Source organism: Metaplanococcus flavidus (genome assembly GCF_042675885.1).
Lineage (GTDB): Bacteria > Bacillota > Bacilli > Bacillales_A > Planococcaceae > Planococcus > Planococcus flavidus.
This window is the reverse complement of the sequence record NZ_JBHTKI010000003.1, coordinates 149294-165847: the sequence shown is the minus strand read 5'-3', so window position 1 is coordinate 165847 and position 16554 is coordinate 149294. Positions and strand designations below refer to the sequence as shown.

Genomic DNA, 16554 nt, shown 5'->3' with positions numbered 1-16554 from the left:
CCTACTATATATAAGGAATAAATAAAAATATAGTAGCCGATGTTCCGGAAAACAGCTCCTCTTGCCGTAGGCGATTGGCATATGCTAATTCTTTAGTTATCGTTCCCTGTTTTGGCCAGGCTCACACTAAAATATATAGAATGAAAAGAAATCCGTAATATAATTGATTCTCCAGATTGCCGCAGTATCGAATCATTCCGGTTTTTTGAATAATGCGTAGGATATTAGCGTAGAATAGAGTAGAGTTACTTATATCAACGACAAATGAAATGAAGGAAGTGAACAACACATGACTTATCTATTTTTATTAATAGGATTCGCTCTTTTGATTAAGGGAGCTGATTATTTTGTAGAAGGAGCTTCAAAAATAGCGCAGAGCTTGAGGGTTTCGCCTTTATTGATTGGCTTAACGATTGTAGCTTTTGGTACAAGTGCACCGGAGGCGTCAGTCAGTTTCATTGCTGCCTTCGAAGGAAACAGTGATGTAGCTGTCGGGAATGTAGTCGGCAGCAACATCTTTAATATCACTTTCATTTTGGGAGTAACAGCCCTGGTTTTCCCTTTGCTGGTTCAGAACGAAACAATAAGAAAAGAGATTCCATTCGCCTTGTTGGGCGCAGTGGCGTTGCTGCTTTTAATTAGCGATATTCAACTTCAATCGTCGGACAGCATCATCATTTCAAGAACGGAAGGCATCATGCTGCTGCTTTTCTTTGCGGTTTTTCTTTACTATGTCTTTGAGGTGGCAAGGAAAGATCGGCTGAACATAGAAGAAAACCCCGCTGATATCGAGAACACGTCCAAGATGAAAAACACGTTCTTAACAATTGGAGGACTTGCCGCCATCGTATTTGGTGGTAACCTTGTGGTAGAAAACAGCATTCAGATCGCGCTTTCACTCGGAATGAGTGAGACATTAGTCGGTTTGACAATCGTTGCTGTAGGTACTTCACTTCCTGAGTTAGTCACCTCTATTACTGCAGCCTTAAAGAAGCAGGTGGAGATTGCTTTAGGAAATATTATCGGCAGCAATATTTTTAATATTTTCTTTATATTAGGAACATCAGCAGCTATCCATCCTTTAACTGTTGATTCGAAGATATTCATGGATGTATGGCTGATGATCTTTGTAACCATTTTAGTAATGGTTCTGGCGAGAACCCAGTATAAGATTTCAAGGATTGAAGGGACAGTTTTAGCCGTCATTTACATCATTTACGTTGTATTTATTATTTTACGAAATTAAAAGATAGAGAAGAATGAGTATTTTAATGGCAGTAATAATAAGGCTTTCAATACAATATGAATCACTATAACTATCAAAAAAAGGACTGTTGATTAGTATATAATCAACAGTCCTTTTTTCTGTAGAGCTTGATCGATGCGGATGAAGGGACTCGAACCCCCACGGTGTCTCCACCACTAGACCCTGAACCTAGCGCGTCTGCCAATTCCGCCACATCCGCAAGAGCAATAATCCTGAACAATAAATATTTTGCCTTCGATAAGAAAAAAAGTCAAATGGGATGTTCACTATGGGTGATATACTAAACTTCAGGAGAAATACTACATAAAGGAAAGGGGGTCCACCTGCGATGCGATCCTTTCATTTCAATGGCAGCCGCATTCTGAAAACAGGGCTGGCGATATTTTTAACAGCGACTATATGTGTTTGGATGGGATGGCCGCCTGTCTTCGCGGTCATCACGGCAATTGTTACGATTGAACCGACTGTCCGTGATTCGATCCAAAAAGGGCTCGTCAGGTTCCCGGCATCTGCGATCGGTTCTGCCTTTGCCGTTTTCTTTATTACGCTTTTCGGGGATTCCCCGATTACCTATACACTCGCTGCTGTGGCAACCATTTTAGTCTGTTACAGGTTAAATCTGCATGCCGGCTTACTCGTTGCCACCTTGACAGCCGTAGCGATGGTCGAAGTCATCCATGATCATTTCCTGATCTCTTTCTTCATTCGATTAGGTACGACGACGATTGGCCTGCTCGTGTCAACCGCTGTCAACATGCTCGTTTTTCCGCCAAACTACAGGTCAGATATTCTGAAAAGTATCCAGAGTATCAGTGAACGTGCAGGAACGATGCTGGAACACACATTCCATACGATTCTCTTTGAAGGTGATGCGAACCTTCAGGAAGATAGGGATCTTGTGAAGCGGCTGACGACGGAAATCAGAAAGACAGAGACATTAATTCATTACCAGCGGGATGAATTCAGTTTATACCCCCGGGTTCGCGATCGGGAAACTGAGCTTCGCATGGCGGAAAGGCAATTGCTCTTTTTACATAATCTGGAGTTCCATTTGGATGCTTTACTCCGTATCCCGTTCCATAGCATTAAATGGTCCCCCGCTGAGCGGAATATTATTATGCAAGCAGTTACGGAGCTTGCCGACGACCTGCAGAATTCCAATGAATACGACCACGAAACGCATCAGCATCAATTAAAAATCATTACAGACTTCTTTTGGGAAGACAGCAAAGGCATATCAACCAGCGATGCCCTGCACCCTACCCTGTTCCCGCCGGAGTTCAAAATTCTTTACGAGCTCATCACCATTTATGATCTGGTGGATAAGTTTTTCGATCCGAACAGTGTGAAGGCTGCCCGGGAAGCGGAAATGTAAACCTGTTGAAATTGCATGGAATAAAAAAAACGGCCGCACTGGAAACGAAATTGTTTCCGGCGCGACCGTTTTCTATTGGTCTATTGCTTCTACTGCCAAGCAGGTTTGATTATTGCCCGATCTGTACGTTTTTCAAATTGTAAATGCCGGCGCTGTTAATTTCAAAACCGCTGATGTTATCTGCAACACCAAGTAAAAATTCCTGGTGGAGCAAGAAGGACATCGGGGCTTCTTCTGTCAAAATGTTTGCAGCCTCGGCGTAAATGGCTGCCCGTTCTTCGGGTTCTGTTTCACGTCTGGCATCGTCCAGCAAGGCGTCGACTTCAGCGTTTTCATAAAACGTCAGATTTCCTGACTCGCCTTTTTGCGAAGAGTGGAACAAGGTATACATTTGATAATCTGCGTCTCCGGTTGGATTCGAGTAGCTGTCGATCAGCATATCGTGCTCACCCGCAGCAGTGGCATCCAAATACGTCCCGAATTCCATGCTTTGGATTTCCACATCAATGTTCAGGTCAGCCAGCGCCTCTTGCACCAGAACTGCAATCGACAGCCGCTGCGGATTGTCACTTGTCCAGATGGTTGTCGAGAAGCCGTCTTCATAACCGGCTTCAGCCATCAGTTCTCGTGCTTTATCCATATTATAAGTGATGCCTTCCACATCTTCCGAGTAACCGAAAGTGCCGGGTGCAAGCGGACCAGTTGCCGGAATTGCCAAATCTTCGTAGATGCCGCTGACAATCGATTCATGGTCAATTGCATGGGAAATTGCCTGGCGGACCAGCGGATTGTCGAAAGGCTCTTTTTCTGTATGGAAACCAAGATACAGCAGGCTCGCTGATGCCTGGCGGTGGATGCTCGCCGCGTCACCGTTTTCAATACGGCTCACTTCGTTCGGCTGAACGGGATCAATGATATGGACGTTACCGGTTTCAAGATTTGCCAGGCGTACCTGGGAATCAGGAACGACGCGGAATTCAACAGAATCCACATGAGCCGGTTCACCCCAATAATCTTCATTTTTCACGAGGCGAATCATCTGGCCCGGCTCCCATGAATCGAATTTAAAATAACCGGTTCCAGCCGGGTTTGCAGAGACGGCAGCAAATGGATCGTCGCCGTTCTCAAAATCAGCGTTCGCCTGTTCAATTAAAGCAGGTGAAATCATGCCGACGCTATTATGCGTTAAATGGGAAAGCAATGGAGAAAATGCATATTCAGTCGAAATATGCAATTCGTATTCACTGACAACTTCCACGTCTGTAATCATTGCGAACAAATTATGGCGTGGTGAACCCAAATCCGGGTTTAAAATACGGTCCAGATTCGCTTTGACAGCTTCTGCATTAAAATCTTCACCGTCGTGGAATTTGATTCCTTCATTCAATGTGAACGACCAGGTCAACTCATCCACTGCCTTCCAGCTTTTCGCAAGACCGGGGATGATGTCGTTGTTTTCATCTTTCTCAACGAGGTTTTCGTATATATTTTCCTGAACGACTGACGACGTAACATCACTGGTGCCCTGCGGATCCAAAGTTGAGGCATCCGCTAAAACAGCCAGTACCAAATCACCGCCTGCCGTTTCTTCATTGCCATTTTCAGCGCCCGGTTCCTCCGAACTTTCACTCTCGTCGCTTCCGCCTGCACAAGCAGCCAGGAATATTCCCATCACCAACACAAGAATTAGCGGCCAACCAAACTTTTTCAAATCAATCATGATGTCTCCCCCTAAGATGTCTGTTAGTAGAAATTGCCAATACCTTTTTTATTTCTGAAATTATCTTATCATGCATTAATATTCATTACAATGATGAATTATACATAAATATAAATCAGGTCTTAAATATTCGATTGGTTAAAATGACATGAAAAGCCCCACCCGCAATGTTGGTACAGCGGGTGGGGCTTTATATGGAGTATAACTTGTCGTGTGCAGTCAAAATCGATTAGAATTGTTTCTTTCCCGGTGACGCGACACTACAAAATATCAGAAAATATAAAGTTCCCGCACTCCTCTGCTATCAAGCAGAAAAGTACGGGAACTTGTGTTCATTTGGAGTATATCTTTCAATCATTTATGAACTCCGGTTATCTGTTGCATTAACTCAATCCAGTCTTCTCTTTTAAAATCATAATATGCCAACTCTGTTTTTCTTAGAACCATGTGGAGGCTGTCAAATTTATCATCAGAGCGGAATCTCCACCAGCTTTTCACTGTAGTCGCCTTAGTTTCGGGCGGATAATAAGTCAACGTCGCCTCAGGGTCTATGATTTTTTCCAACTCCTCAAATTCCAGGAAATCATGCGGAAAATCGATGTAAAGACCCAGTGCAGCTTTGTGCGGATTAATATATCCAATTTTATGCGCTGATTCCGTGTCCCGCTTTTCGAGTGAGCCACTCCAGGGAACCGGTTTATAACTGGCGATTAAAAGACGGTCGTCTGTACTCTTTTCAATTCTACAATCGGGGAGACTCTCGAACACATCGAGTATCTCTTTCAATTGTTCTTCTACTAATTTGTCCATTATGCCACCCCTTAAAATTTATCTGCTTCCTCTATCGCTACATATGATATGTCTTTTTTGCAGACTGGTACACAGCCAACTGATTTATTGTGAAATATTAAACTTATAATCCTTCGCATAATGCATATTTTGAACAAAGACCTTCAGCAGCTCTTTCGTAGCTTCCAGATCACTCAAGTCGATCACTTCATTGGATGAATGTGCATTTCGGGACGGGATGGATAAGACGCCAGTCGGAATTCCTGCATGCGCTAAACTGAGTTCTCCTGCATCTGTTCCAATGCCGGGGAAAATTTCAAGTTGGTAGTTGATCTGATGGTCATTTGCGAGCTTCACTAACTGCTCTCTTATTTTTTTATTGGCGATTAAACTGAAATCCATCATTTTTATGCCTGTTCCTGCACCAAGTGCCAGCGTGTTATCCATCATCGCTTCCGGCGTATCACTGACAGCTGTGGTATCCAGCGCAATCGCCACATCTCCCGTCAAATGATGACCGGCAACCCGCGCTCCCCGCAATCCAATTTCTTCCTGGACTGTGAAAATGCCGACAAATTCTCCGTCAAAATCTTCCGCTGCCAATTCTTCCATTGCTTTTACCAGGACCGCACAGCCTGCCCGGTCATCAAAGCTTTTTCCTGCAACTCTCGTGTCTGTTAAGAAATCAAAATTCGGGTACCACGAAACCGGATCGCCGATTCCAATGCCCAGCTCTTTTACTTCCTGCGCCGATGCAGCGCCAACATCTATGTATAATTCGTTATGCTTTCTCACTTTGGACGGATCATCAAATTTCACCATATGCGCAGAAATTGTTCCGATTACGCCTGTACGCAGGCCAGTGGCAGTACGGATTTGAACACGCTGGGACAATAAAACACGATCATCATGTCCACCCAGTTTTTCAAAACGAAGCAATCCATTCTCTTCAACTTTCTTTACGATAAAGCCGACTTCATCCATATGGGCGGCCACTAAAATTTTCGGTCCCAGGTTTTTTCCTTTTTTGGAAACGATCAAGTTCCCTGCATTATCGACTTCGATCGAGTCGACTGAATTTCTTAAGCGATTCGCAATATAGATGGCTACATCTTCTTCGAATCCACATGGTCCTGTTATTTCAGTTAATTCTTTCAGTAATTTCTTCAAGCAAAACACTCCTTTTAGAATTATGGATGATGACTAATTTCATTTTGAAAAAAATTACATTAAATTATTTTGTATGTTCGGTATCGTTTAGAATTTCTTTGCCCTGACACGATTTCCCAACGCCTACTTCGCTTCAGAAAAGATTGAGTTTACTGCCATTTTCGCTATCGTACCGTTAGACAAGATAAACTTATTCACCTTAATGTGCGAAAAATTCTGGAGGTGTTCTTCCCGTTCAACTTCCACGGTCGTATATACATCCGGAGACATTCTTTCTACAGCTGTGGCTATCAGCAGTGATTTCCCGTCAGTCAGCATCTGATCCTCAATCTGGTCATCTGCAAAAATCAGAACCGCTCTTGCCTCGTGAATATTTGCCTGCCTTAGAACCTCTCCATGGGTGGCGTTGCCTTTAATATAATGGATTCTCGGGTGGATCTCTTTTGCTTTTTCCAGCTTGTCGATTACAACAATTTCGGTTCGCTCATCTTGCTTTAATATCTCTGCTATCGCATTTTCAGCTTTATGTGACCAGTCCATGATGACAATATGGTTTTTTCCTTTAAACACCAGCTCACCCCTTTCTTCGCGTCTTCTGCGCAAGGTCAGGCTTTCGATTGCCTTTCCGATGAATGACGCAAACAGCCCGATACCGATTATGTATAAAAACAGGACTGTGAATATTCTTCCATTATAAGTAGTAGGATAAAGGTCACCGTAACCGACTGTCAGGATGGTCGTCATGGTAAACCAAAATGAATCTCCATACCTGGTAAAAGTGGCTGGCTCAACGAGTGGCAGCATGAGTGTACTGAATGCAATCAGTATTACTGTGCTGGCTGTTAGTATAAGCCACGACAGGCTGGTCGCACTCAGGTATAGACGTCGAAGTAAAATCAATTCTGTATCACCTTTTCACAACAAGAGTTTAGATTTTCATGAATTTCGCTTCCCGGCGAAACGATTTATGAACCCCGCTTATCTACACTTCTTCTTTTCCGACCTTTTAAAAATCTTATCGAATAAACCCAAAACGAACGCCCCCCTATATGATTCTTATTTTAAAAGTATACCTGCTTGTTTGGCGAAATAACAGCTTAGCTCTATAAATGGAAAGCAGCAGAAAGCTTTTCTGTTTTCCAGAAAACGACTCAATTCAGATACGACAGCACGGTTGGCTGCCACATTTCCACCAGGTCCCTGATCTACCCGCGTTGCGTTCAATTATTACTGTTTATGATAAAACAGGTAAATACATGAAGAATTTGCCCTGTTACTGGAGTTGAATGGTTCTTCAGGCAACATATTTGAATGATCGGAATTGTTTTTGGCACAGGTTCGCGATTTAAGTACATATTTTACATTTAAGGAATATTATATATTTAATTTTGATTATATTGTTTAGATAATATCTATGTAAAAAATCCGCCCTCTAAGTGTAGTGACCCAATAAAATGCGAAAAGAAAAACACCCCCAACGTCGGCTGTGGCCACAGCGACGAACTGGAGGTGTTTTTTCTGTTGTATAAATTAACGGGACACTTCATGAAACCGCTCGGATTTCATAGGCGATTCACTTGCAGGGAGTGTGGATGGCTTTACATTCAGCCCCACACCTTCCCGCAGCCACTTCGCGGTCAAGGTCTCCGACTGGAGCATCCGTTCCGGCGTGCCTTCAAACAGGACTTCGCCGCCTCTTTTGCCGCCGCCGGGTCCCATTTCGATGACCCAGTCGCTTGCAGCGATAAAGTTCAGATTGTGCTCGATGAGGATGACCGAGTTGCCTTTGTCGACGAGTCCCTGGAACACTTCCAGCAGGAGCGCGTTGTCTTTGGTATGCAGCCCCAATGACGGTTCATCCAGCAAATAGATCTGCCCTACTTTTTTCAGGTGGCTGGCCAGTTTGAGGCGCTGCACTTCGCCTCCGCTCAACGAACTGGTCGTCTGTCCGAGTGTCAGGTAGCCCAAGCCGACATCTTTCAAGGTATCCACTTTTTTGACGATTTTCGGCATTTCTAAATACTGATTGGTTTCATCGATCGACAGTTCCAAAATTTCCACGATGTTTTTGCCTTTGTGGCGGTGCGACAGCGCTTCTTCGGAATAGCGCGTGCCTCTGCAGGCTTCGCATGTGACGGTCACCGGATCTGCAAAAGCCACGTCCGGCGTGGTGACGCCTTTGCCCTCACAGACCGGACAGGCCCCCGTCGAATTAAAGCTGAACAAGCCCACTGGCTGACCCGTTTCTTTGGCCAGAATCGACCGAATGTCATCCATGATTCCCATATAAGTCGCGAGTGTCGAACGGCTTGATGTTCCGATGCTGCCCTGGCCTACCGCGATGGTTTCGGGATAGTTGCCGGTAAATGCGCCGAACATTAACGAACTCTTGCCGGAACCCGAAACGCCGCAGACCGACACCAGGACATTTTTCGGAATATCCACACTGATGTTTTTCAAGTTGTTGGCTGAAGCATTTTTTACACCGAACCAGTTTTCTGCCTGTCGCGGGATTTTATTGATGGTGACTTTGTGATCCAAATCGGTGATGGCGGACGCTTTCTTTAAGCCTGCCTGTGCGCCTTGGTAGACCACCTCACCGCCGGTCACGCCCGCGCCCGGCCCCATTTCGATGATTTCATCCGCCGTTTTGATGACGGCCAGATTGTGTTCGATGACGACCACGGTATTGTAATTGTCTCTCAGACTTCCCAGCATGTGCGTCAACATCTCGATTTCTTCCGGATGCAGTCCTGCACTCGGTTCATCAAAAATGTAGGTGATGTTGTTCAGACTGCTGCCCAAGTGACGGGCAATTTTCACGCGCTGCGCTTCGCCGCCGGACAAGGTCCCCATATTCCGCGCCAGACTCAAATAGCCCAGCCCCAGGTCCACCAGCTGTTTGACATTCGGATAGGCCTGCTGGGCAATCGATGTGCCGACCGGATCTTGGATTTTCCCCAGTTCCACCAGCAGATCCGTCAGTTCCAAACGGTCGTAATGGGCGATATTGAGGCCGTTGATTTTGCACTCCAGCACTTTCGGATTCAATCCCGAACCTTCACAAGTCGGGCACGGGGCTTGCGTCGTCACCGCCAGGACGTCTTCCTGAGAGATTACTTTCAGTTTCGTGAGGTCCCGGTTAATGTACAGGCGAATAAACCGGGGAAGAATGCCGTCCCATTCGATGTCCCTATTGCCTACTTTGTAATAATACTTGCTGAATGCCCGCTCCCCTTCCGGCGGACCGTAAATCAGCATATTGTATTTTTCCTTCGTGTAATCTTTGATGGGGAGATCGGGGTCGAACAATCCGCCGTCCACCATCCATCTGCCCTGCCAGCCCGGCGGCGCCAGCGGTTTGAATCTCACAGCGGATTCCCGCAGCGATTTCGTGTGATCGATCAGTTTGTTGATATCCGGCGCAACGATTTCTCCGTAGCCGCTGCATTCCGGGCAGTTGCCGAAAGAACTGTCACTCGAAAACTCGGTTGCCGAGCCGATCGACGGACTGCCGATCCGGGAGAACAACAGCCGGATCAGCGGATCAATGTCCATATAGGTGCCGACCGTCGAGCGAGAATTGCCCCGAACCGGTTTCTGCTCCACGACGACCACCGGGCTGAGGTGCTGCATCAAGTCGGCATGCGGCCGTTCGTACCGCGGCATCTGGTGCCGGATGTACAGCGGATAGTTCAGCGTCATCTGCCTTCTGCTTTCCGTCGCCAACGTATCAAAGACGACGGAGCTCTTCCCCGAACCGGACAAGCCGGTAAATACATTGATCTTTTCTTTCGGTATATTCAAATCGATATTCTTCAGATTATTTTCACGAAGCCCGCGCAAAATGATTTCATCTCGTTTTTCAGTCATGTCTGCATTCTCCTTTTCCAATCAAGCCAGAGAACCACCCTACTATATCTGCGAAAAAAATAAAAATATAGTAGCCGATGTACCGGGAAAACAGTGCTCAAGCGGAAGAAAGTAAATTCTTTCGTTATCCATTAACGCTTTCCCTGTTTGGACTATAGTCACACCAAAACAGTTAAAAAAACAAATAAAAAATCCGCCCGATAATTACAGGGCGGATTTCATGTATTGGGTAATTGAGATTGGCGCAAGCAGTTATTTCAGTGTTTAACGCAAAATCCCCTTGTCTTTTGCTTCCTTCAGCCACATCGGAAATTCATTCAACAACTGATCATATAATTCCGCGTCGGATACTTCGCTGACGTCTTCGAGGTGGAAGAAGTTTGCGTTGTCGACCACGCGGCCGCCCATTGTATCGAGTCTCTTCAGTACCTCGAAATTCGCGTTGCCGATTCCGACAAACTGCCAAAAAATCGGCTTGGACGATGAATCCACAACAAATTTCTTGATGCCGGATTTGCATCCGCCGTCATTGATGAACACAAGAAACACCGGCTCATCACCCGGTTCTTCTTGCGTGTACTTGCGAATCACGTCTTCCATCACTTTCGGCTCATCGTTGCGGCCGAATTTGTGGACGCTGTCATTTGACAGGATGTTTTTTTCCACGTAGCCCATGAATGTCGCCTCGGTCGCTCCCGGCAACCGCGAGAATTCATTGTCATAGACCCAGACATCCAATTCGCCGTCATCATCGAACTGGCTCGCGACCGCAAGCACCCGCTCCACCACTTCCTGTACGACGCCTTCCTTATACAATCTTCTCATGGATCCGGAAATATCGAGGACAATGCCGACTCTGGCAGTGACACCCGTCAATTTCTTTTTCTCCAAAACGATTTTCGCCGTTTTTTTCTTCAATGAAATCCCGCTGATCTTCGCTTCTTCTTTTTCCGGTTTTTTAAAAATCTTATCGAATAAACCCAAGATGTATCCCTCCTGTATTGTTCTTAGTAAAAAGTATACCTGCTTGTACAAGCGAATGACAGTTCAGTTCCAAAAATGTAAAGTATCAGGAACTTCCTTCTGTTTTCATTCGCGTCATATTATGCAAATAATATTTGCAGACAGTAAAAATGATTTCATTATGCCGGACTGCTATACTCCTTACTGTGCAAACCTGCAAGTTATGGAAGGAAGTTATATAGATGAAATTAAGCGTATTGGACCAAGCCCCTGTCACCACAGGAAACACAGCAGAAGATGCCATACAAAAAGCGGTGGAACTCGCGGTTCTCGCCGACAAATTGGGCTACAGCCGGATGTGGATGGCGGAACATCATGGCTCCGACGCATTTTCCAGCTCGGCTCCCGAAGTCACTGCCGCGTACTCAAGCGCCAAAACAGAAAAGATCCGAATCGGCACAGGCGGCGTTATGATGATGCATTATTCGCCTTTGAAACTGGCTGAAGTGTTCAAGACATTGAGCGCATTGGCACCGGGCCGCATCGATTTCGGCGTGGAACGTGCACCAGGTGGCGACCATAGTTCCATTTACGCCTTATCTCAAGGGCGCCGGCCTATGACCGACGATATGTACGGGAAATTCGACACAGCACTGAAACTGGTAAACGACGAAACACCTGAAGACAATATGTACAATAAAATCATCGCTGCCCCGGCACATATCCAATTGCCGGAAGCTTGGCTGCTCGGTTCGAGTGGCAATAGCGCTTTACAGGCAGGACGCATGGGTGTCGGCTATTCCTTTGCCCAGTTTTTCAACGGCGGTATGACGAAAACCATTTTGGATTCATATAGAAGAAATTTCGTCCCTTCCGCTTTCATGGAAAAACCCGAAATTTCGGTGTCGTATTTAGTGACAACAGCTGAAACTGCCGAAGAAGCAGAGTATGAAGCGTTGCCGCAGGATATTGCGCGGTTGATGTTAATGAAAGGGCGCATCATGCCGCTCATGACACCCGAGCAGGCACAAAATTCTGCGCTTACTGAAATGGACCGCATGCAAATCCAGGAAAGCCGCAAAATCCATTTAGTCGGTTCCGCCAAAGACGTGGCAGATCAATTGCAGCGGGAACAAATTGAGTATGGTTTTGAAGAAGCGATGATCTGCAGCATCCCGCATTCGCAGGAAAAACGATTGGATGTCTACCATTTGCTGGCGCAGGAGTTATTTTAACTACCGGATTTAAGCTTCTACTTTTCTCAGATAAACACTTTAAAGCCGTATCCGTTAACCCTTGAGGTTACTGGATACGGCTTTTTCTTGATGCAATTGCAGTTAATAAACTGAATTGGTTTCGACACAGGAAAGCTTCACAATTTTCCACGTTTTTTCAAATAAGTAAGGGGTACACTGAAAGAAACAGGGTAATTTAATGAGGAATTCACTTGGGAATTCGACTCAAATATACAAAGGAGTGGGAACATGAAGCGTTTATTGATCCCAGGAGGTCTGACTTTGATGCTGCTGTTGGGAGGTTGTGGTGACGACACGCCTGAAGGGCCAGAAGAACCGGAAGTTCAGCTTCCGCCGGGTTCAGATACGAACGTCACGGATGAAGATCCGGAAGATGTGGAGGAAGCGGAGGAGCCTGAAGAACCTGCTGGAAAAGAACCAGACAGCGATGAAATTGATCCGTTGTCGTTTTTCATGGATGACGGCACTACAGCACAATTCGAGGGAGAAGGCATGGAGTTTGCCACCCTTACAATACGCACGGATTATTTGGAAGAAGATTATGTGGCTCTGTATGAAGATAATGGCGGCACTACAATCTTGAAGGTCTATCGCTTGGCTGATGACAAAGTGGAGTTGGTCAAAGAAGAGCCCGAGTTTTACGACGACTACAATCCCACATCGGAAGAGCTGGAAGAACTGGAGGCAGTTTCCACCTATTTGGAGTTTCCGCTTGAAGAAGGCAATACGTTTGATGACAGAACTGTAGTTGAAACCGGCGCGACAGTCGAAACGCCTTACGAAACATTCAAAGACGCTATCGTTCTTGAGAGCGAAGAATCGGAAAACGCAACCAACAGATGGTATTTCGTTGAGGGGTACGGAGAAGTGAAACGGGAATTTATCACTCAGGAAGAAGGAGAAGAAGAATTTACAGTCACTTCATCTTTAGAATCGATTGAATAAAGAAGACCGTGCATAATTTGCACGGTCTTTGCTCATATTTGCTCTCTTTCTTGAATCCGGCCGTCCTGCAGCATGCAGAAATTATAATTCTGCCAGCCCCTTAAACAGCTCTACTCCTGTTTCAATGAGTTCATCACGGAAATCAAACCCGGATGTGTGTATGTGAGGATAGTCTTCTCCATTTCCAAGGTAGAAGTAAGCACCTTTTGTCAATTTGGTATAGTGGCCGTAATCTTCAGATATACGCAAAGCTTCTTTCATTTCAATTAATTGCATGCCTGTTGCAGTTGCAATCTGGCGGACCTTATCAGAGCTTTCTTTATGGTTAAATGTTTCAGGAAATTCATCCGTGTATGAAAAGTTTAGCGATAATCCGTATCTCTTTGCTTGAACTTCAACGAGATTTTCAAGATTTTTTTGAAGTTCATGTAAATTCTCTTCATGCAAAGCGCGAAGAGTCAGGAGCAACTCCCCTTCACCCGGGGATATACCAAAAGCTTTGCTTCCTATAGAGACACAGATGACCGTACAAAAAACCCTGCCTTGTCCCTTCATAGCACCTGTAAATTCAGGAAGTTCGTTAATAATATTCGCTATGGCAAATGAAGGATTAACCCCATCTTCAGGGCTGCTGGCATGAGCAGGGGTTCCTTTCATGCTTATTGTCATCCCCTTTGACGCAAACTGTGCAGTCCCATCGATGACGGCCACTGACTGAAACGGTTGACCACTCATATTATGATACCCAAAAATTTCATCTATGTTCTCTTCCTTTATCAAATCTGCACATTGAATCGCACCGTCCGCTGTTTCTTCGGCAGGCTGAAACAGGAAAAAGATGTTCCTGTCCGCGCCTTTCTGATCGATTTCCAGCGCGAAAGCGGCAAGTGTGGCTGCATGGCCATCGTGCCCACATTTATGGGCTTTCCTGGGAAATTTAGATCCATATGGCAGGTCAATAACTTCGTCCATCGGCAAGGCATCGTAGTCTGCCCGGAAAGCTACGTTCCTTTCCCCTTCCTTTGCCCGATAAGCCGCATAAAACCAATTTCCTTTATCGACAATTTCCAGTTCAGTATTCGATTTCAAAAAATCGATCAGATGCTTTTTTGTCCATACTTCTTCATTGGACAATTCCGGATGCTGGTGCAATTCGTGACGCAATCGTTTTGCCAGTTCAAAATTTTTGCTTTCCACAAAATTCCACTCCTTGTTATTGACTTTGGTCCCACACGTTCGCTGTGTCTGTTTTAAACCGCTTTACTACGATAACTTCCGCACAGTCTCCGCAACGAGATAACAGCGCTCTGCAAGTGATTCAAGCTCCAAATATTCCTCCACATTATGCAGTTCTCCACCAACTGGACCGAGACCGTCGATGGTCGCGACACCGAGTGCGGACGGGAATGAAGCGTCTGAACCCCCACCGGCATGAACGTGACTCACATTCAGTCCAAATGATTCGCCTGCGCTCTTCACCTGTTCGAGCAGTGCCCGGTTCCTTTCGTTGAATTCCATCGGTGGACGATTGATCCCACCTTCAAGACGGATGGTCGTCCCAGGCACGTCCGGTTCTGTAGAGATCGCCTCGATGCGTTCGTGAATTTCATGGCTCTGCTGTTCCGTATTAACACGGACATCAATGTAACCGGTCGCGCGGTCAGGAATCATATTGACGGCTTCGCCGCCTTCAATGATGCCGACCGAAACAGAAACGCCGTTTGCATGATCGGACAAGGCATTTAGTTTAATGATTTTATGGGCTAATTCCTCAATTGCGCTGATGCCTTCTTCCGGTGCTCCTCCGGAATGAGCTGCACGTCCCTGAACATGCATTTCGTAACGGCCTCCGCCGCGACGGGACGAAACGAGGGAACCGTCTTTTCGGCCGGGCTCCATAACGAGTGCGTAATCGACTGGACGCGCGGTTTCTTCAATCAATTCACGCGATGTCGGTGAACCGAGTTCCTCATCGCTGTTTAAGAGAACAATAACATTGCGAAGGGCAGCCGGGTCGTGTTCAGCCAAATACTTCAAGGCGAATAAAAGAGTTACCTGGCTGCCTTTCATATCCACAACTCCCGGTCCATAAGCACGGCCGTTTTCAGTCCGGAAAGGACGCTTCGCTGCTGTTCCTTTCGCGAACACTGTATCCATATGACCGAGCAGAAGGATTTTCGGCTCTGTTGCATCCGGCTGGCGGAACAGAAGGTGATTGCCGTTCTGCTCGTTTTCAATCGTTTCCACAACAAACCCCAACGCTTCGTAATGCCCCTTTAACATATCCGCGACACGGTCAATTCCTTCTTTATATGTAGAACCGCTGTCCGTATTGACAAGCTGCTCGAGCAATCCGACCATTTCTTCTTGGCGCTGTTTCATCCATTCCATTGGTTCTGCCCCCTTGTGTTTTAATTGTGTAAACCTTGGAAAGTATCTCTTCTTCCTTCAGCTTTTCTTTAATCGTAGCGGTGTTCGGTGAGGCTGGCAAGAAAAAAACTGCAAATTGGAGATACTGTAATTCAGTGACCGGGAATGGATTTGATAATGAAGGAGAGGAAATGATAAGAAAAAATAGCACCCCTGATTCGCTGAACGGGTTTTTGGAAACCGTACGAATCGGAATGCTAATTCTTAATTTTTTAGTAAATGGTTTGTAGCAGTGAGTCGCACAGTTTAAGTTAAAAGTGAACCAAAAATTAATACCAAAACAATAATTGTAATATTGATTAAAGTAATAACAAAAGCAATTATAGAAACAATATTCCGCTTAATTTTGTTTAGAATAAACAATATTGAATAAATCAAAGTTATGACTGCTCCAAATAAAACGACATATATCAGCAAATCAGCTACTGCTTCTGATGTTGCAATAGCGATAGGATCAATGGATATCATTAGCAAAGAAACTACTAGACTTAGAATGAGAAAAATCGAAGCATTTGCCTTGTTAATCTTAATTCCCCCTCAGATTTAAATTTCTATTTCTATTTTTATTATCTTTATTATACATTTTTTCCAAATAGAATCCAAATTCCTTTCTATCTTTTCGATGACGGGCTTGATACCTTGGACGATGAGGCAGCGCAGAGGTATAGTAAAATCAAAAAACAATATAGAACCAGATAATTTCCAGTTGGCGTTCTTGTTTTTCCATTCAACACCGATTCACTCAGCATTTAAAAAACGCTTGCGA

The 16554-nt window shown here is 45.3% G+C and carries 12 protein-coding genes and 1 tRNA gene; 4 read left to right on the top strand and 9 right to left on the bottom strand.

Going from position 1 to position 16554, the window contains the following annotated elements:
* Positions 1 to 289: 289 nt before the first annotated feature.
* Positions 290 to 1246: a calcium/sodium antiporter gene (locus tag ACFQ1X_RS02080; protein ID WP_144840481.1), complete on the top strand. Its 957-nt coding sequence runs from the start codon at positions 290 to 292 to the stop codon at positions 1244 to 1246.
* A 136-nt stretch (positions 1247 to 1382) separates the two neighbouring features.
* Here the strand turns inward: ACFQ1X_RS02080 and ACFQ1X_RS02075 are convergent.
* A tRNA-Leu gene (locus ACFQ1X_RS02075) sits at positions 1383 to 1466 on the bottom strand.
* A 129-nt stretch (positions 1467 to 1595) separates the two neighbouring features.
* On the opposite strand from ACFQ1X_RS02075, the gene ACFQ1X_RS02070 reads away from it, so the two are divergent.
* Positions 1596 to 2642 carry an aromatic acid exporter family protein gene (locus ACFQ1X_RS02070; RefSeq protein WP_144840480.1) on the top strand — a complete coding sequence of 349 codons (1047 nt, stop codon included), beginning with the start codon at positions 1596 to 1598 and terminating at the stop codon, positions 2640 to 2642.
* Between the two features lie 109 nt (positions 2643 to 2751).
* On the opposite strand, the gene ACFQ1X_RS02065 is transcribed toward ACFQ1X_RS02070, so the two are convergent.
* The 6 genes from ACFQ1X_RS02065 to ACFQ1X_RS02040 all read right to left on the bottom strand — a co-directional run bounded on the left by ACFQ1X_RS02065 (position 2752) and on the right by ACFQ1X_RS02040 (position 11127).
* Complete coding sequence (locus ACFQ1X_RS02065) at positions 2752 to 4362, bottom strand: glutathione ABC transporter substrate-binding protein (RefSeq protein ID WP_144840479.1); 1611 nt, start codon at positions 4360 to 4362, stop codon at positions 2752 to 2754.
* 354 nt (positions 4363 to 4716) lie between these two features.
* A complete protein-coding gene (locus tag ACFQ1X_RS02060) occupies positions 4717 to 5172 on the bottom strand; it encodes a hypothetical protein (RefSeq protein ID WP_144840478.1) in 456 nt (151 codons plus the stop codon).
* An 84-nt stretch (positions 5173 to 5256) separates the two neighbouring features.
* Positions 5257 to 6321 carry a M42 family metallopeptidase gene (locus tag ACFQ1X_RS02055; protein WP_144840477.1) on the bottom strand — a complete coding sequence of 355 codons (1065 nt, stop codon included), beginning with the start codon at positions 6319 to 6321 and terminating at the stop codon, positions 5257 to 5259.
* Between the two features lie 123 nt (positions 6322 to 6444).
* The gene (locus ACFQ1X_RS02050; RefSeq protein ID WP_144840476.1) at positions 6445 to 7221 is read right to left on the bottom strand and encodes an ion channel; all 777 of its coding nucleotides are present in this window, start codon (positions 7219 to 7221) and stop codon (positions 6445 to 6447) included.
* A gap of 630 nt (positions 7222 to 7851) precedes the next feature.
* Positions 7852 to 10194: an excinuclease ABC subunit UvrA gene (locus ACFQ1X_RS02045; protein ID WP_379081150.1), complete on the bottom strand. Its 2343-nt coding sequence runs from the start codon at positions 10192 to 10194 to the stop codon at positions 7852 to 7854.
* Between the two features lie 264 nt (positions 10195 to 10458).
* Entirely contained in the window at positions 10459 to 11127 is a 669-nt protein-coding gene (locus ACFQ1X_RS02040) for a vWA domain-containing protein (RefSeq protein ID WP_144840475.1), read from the bottom strand.
* A 272-nt stretch (positions 11128 to 11399) separates the two neighbouring features.
* Between ACFQ1X_RS02040 and ACFQ1X_RS02035 the strand changes: the two genes are divergently transcribed.
* Complete coding sequence (locus ACFQ1X_RS02035) at positions 11400 to 12392, top strand: MsnO8 family LLM class oxidoreductase (protein ID WP_144840473.1); 993 nt, start codon at positions 11400 to 11402, stop codon at positions 12390 to 12392.
* Positions 12393 to 12641: 249 nt separating this feature from the next.
* The gene (locus ACFQ1X_RS02030; RefSeq protein ID WP_144840472.1) at positions 12642 to 13358 is read left to right on the top strand and encodes a hypothetical protein; all 717 of its coding nucleotides are present in this window, start codon (positions 12642 to 12644) and stop codon (positions 13356 to 13358) included.
* An 81-nt stretch (positions 13359 to 13439) separates the two neighbouring features.
* Here ACFQ1X_RS02030 and ACFQ1X_RS02025 read toward each other — a convergent pair whose 3' ends face one another.
* Positions 13440 to 14555, bottom strand: coding sequence for an amidohydrolase (locus ACFQ1X_RS02025; RefSeq protein WP_144840471.1), 1116 nt, complete (start codon positions 14553 to 14555; stop codon positions 13440 to 13442).
* A gap of 66 nt (positions 14556 to 14621) precedes the next feature.
* On the bottom strand, positions 14622 to 15749 hold the full coding sequence (locus ACFQ1X_RS02020; RefSeq protein ID WP_144840470.1) for a M20 family metallopeptidase: 1128 nt from the start codon (positions 15747 to 15749) through the stop codon (positions 14622 to 14624).
* Positions 15750 to 16554 lie beyond the last annotated feature (805 nt).

Bases quoted from the DNA above. Each gene is read 5' to 3' on its own strand.
- ACFQ1X_RS02065 (WP_144840479.1), bottom strand. From the start codon at position 4,362: ATGATTGATTTGAAAAAGTTTGGTTGGCCGCTAATTCTTGTGTTGGTG.
- ACFQ1X_RS02080 (WP_144840481.1), top strand. From the start codon at position 290: ATGACTTATCTATTTTTATTAATAGGATTCGCTCTTTTGATTAAGGGA.
- ACFQ1X_RS02070 (WP_144840480.1), top strand. From the start codon at position 1,596: ATGCGATCCTTTCATTTCAATGGCAGCCGCATTCTGAAAACAGGGCTG.
- ACFQ1X_RS02060 (WP_144840478.1), bottom strand. From the start codon at position 5,172: ATGGACAAATTAGTAGAAGAACAATTGAAAGAGATACTCGATGTGTTC.
- ACFQ1X_RS02045 (WP_379081150.1), bottom strand. From the start codon at position 10,194: ATGACTGAAAAACGAGATGAAATCATTTTGCGCGGGCTTCGTGAAAAT.
- ACFQ1X_RS02035 (WP_144840473.1), top strand. From the start codon at position 11,400: ATGAAATTAAGCGTATTGGACCAAGCCCCTGTCACCACAGGAAACACA.
- ACFQ1X_RS02030 (WP_144840472.1), top strand. From the start codon at position 12,642: ATGAAGCGTTTATTGATCCCAGGAGGTCTGACTTTGATGCTGCTGTTG.
- ACFQ1X_RS02020 (WP_144840470.1), bottom strand. From the start codon at position 15,749: ATGGAATGGATGAAACAGCGCCAAGAAGAAATGGTCGGATTGCTCGAG.